The following is a 1,878-nucleotide window of genomic DNA, read 5'->3' as shown; positions in this document are numbered from 1 at the left end:
ACTCTTTGCGTCTCTTGACTGACCCAGTAGCGATGCAAGCGATCATGGCTCAAATGAATCCCAATGTCGAAGAAACGAGTCAAGAAACTGGGGAAGAAAAGGCGTAAAAGTCGAGCGCTCTTTATTAACTTGATTTTAATTAAACATTGTCACAAAAAGTGGGTGAGAAGATGGAACAAGAAAACCGTCCTGGTATCTCTCCTATTTCGATAGTAAGGCTCACGCAAATGAATCACCTTGTTGAGGTGCAACATATGGAGTTCATGAATCGGACAAACCATATCAAGAAGTTGGACAAGGAGCGGTATGTGAATCTCAAGACTGGAGAAGTAGGAGAATTCAAGCAAGGCGAGGTAAGAAGTGATAGCTTCAATTCGTTGCGACAGACGTTCAAGAAACTTCGGTATCTAATCAATAACAACTATACTGGGGCAGGCAATGAGCTACATATCACGTTGACCTATGCGGAGAATATGCAGGACACGAAACGACTTTATAGCGACTTCAAAAAATTCATCAAGAAATTCCGGTACAAGTATGAAAAAGAGTATGGATCCATAGATTATATGACGGTAGTCGAGCCACAAGAACGGGGCGCTTGGCATCATCATTTACTCTTGCGATTCAACGATAAGGCAGGCAGTAAGATATTCATCCCTAACGATGAGGTATGTGAAATATGGGGGCATGGCTTCACGAATATTCATTCGTTGAGCGGTGTCGATAATATCGGGGCGTATCTCTCGGCTTACTTGGCTGATGTCGAATTGACTTCAGAAAACATTCATGGGGCTGTTGTTGGTCAGAAAGAAATCAAGGTAGTTGAAGTGGATGGTCAAGAAAAGAAATTCATCAAGGGCGGTCGGCTTCATCTGTATCCAAGTGGCATGAATCTATATCGCAAGTCAAAAGGTATTCAGATGCCCGAAAGACAAGAAATGAAATACGAGGACATAAAAAAAGTAGTCGGGTCTGCAGAACCCAACTACACAAAACAAATTGTCGTCGAACAGGACGACTTCACAAATACTATCACCTACGAACAGTATAACATGAAACGAGGTGGTCAGTAACTTCGCTTTAAAAAAACTGAATACAACTGGGACACTCTTGGTGGGGGTGTCCTTTTTCTGTTGCGGAGGTGGAGCGGCAACGCAAACGGATCGGGTAGGGGGGACCCGCACGCTTGCGGGGGGTTCCCTTCCCGACCGTAGCGGCCCGAACACACCTGTAATATAAAGTTACACCTCATGCAAAAGTATACAGTTGAAACAGGAAATTACAAGTGATGACACTGTAACTAAACGTTACGTTGTAACTTCTTGATTCATGAAATCACTCCCATTGGCACTAAGGTGCGTAAATGGGCACTGGGCAAAAAAACAATGCCAGCGTTTATGTCGCGAAAGCTGGTTGATGAATGAGAAGCCCCCTGATCACACTTAAACCAGTGGCTCCCAGAGGGGCGAAGAACCTCGGAGACGATGGTTTTGGGGGTTCGGGGGGCAGAGTCTCATCGTCAACCAGTCGTGAAATAAAAAGCGTTGACCAAATATATCTTAAAAGTGTACGATAGACTCAAAGGGGAGGTGGATTAAATTGGCAGCAAAAAACGAGAATGAAATGAAGCGGTTCAACATCCGTATGCCACAAGAAATGTATGACCGTATCGAAATGGCAGCGCACAAACGTGGTGTAGCGGTCTCGGCGTTCATCAACATGAAACTGGATGAAATCTTGAAGCAAGATGAAGCAAACAACTCTTTGCGTCTCTTGACTGACCCAGTAGCGATGCAAGCGATCATGGCTCAAATGAATCCCAATGTCGAAGAAACGAGTCAAGAAACTGGGGAAGAAAAGGCGTAAAAGTCGAGCGCT

2 protein-coding genes are annotated in these 1,878 nt (G+C 44.5%); both read left to right on the top strand.

Annotated features, from left to right (window positions below; genetic code table 11):
- Window positions 1-170 precede the first annotated feature (170 nt).
- Window positions 171-1,073: a hypothetical protein gene (locus LCM29_RS15025; protein ID WP_224863763.1), complete on the top strand. Its 903-nt coding sequence runs from the start codon at window positions 171-173 to the stop codon at window positions 1,071-1,073.
- Between the two features lie 526 nt (window positions 1,074-1,599).
- Entirely contained in the window at window positions 1,600-1,866 is a 267-nt protein-coding gene (locus LCM29_RS15020) for an Arc family DNA-binding protein (RefSeq protein WP_224863762.1), read from the top strand.
- Window positions 1,867-1,878 lie beyond the last annotated feature (12 nt).

Source organism: Exiguobacterium aestuarii (genome assembly GCF_020171655.1).
Taxonomy (GTDB): domain Bacteria; phylum Bacillota; class Bacilli; order Exiguobacteriales; family Exiguobacteriaceae; genus Exiguobacterium; species Exiguobacterium aestuarii_A.
This window is presented reverse-complemented; position numbering and strand designations above follow the sequence as displayed.

What these genes read in the sequence shown, in the direction of transcription:
- LCM29_RS15025 (WP_224863763.1), top strand. Translation starts at nt 171, where the DNA reads ATGGAACAAGAAAACCGTCCTGGTATCTCTCCTATTTCGATAGTAAGG.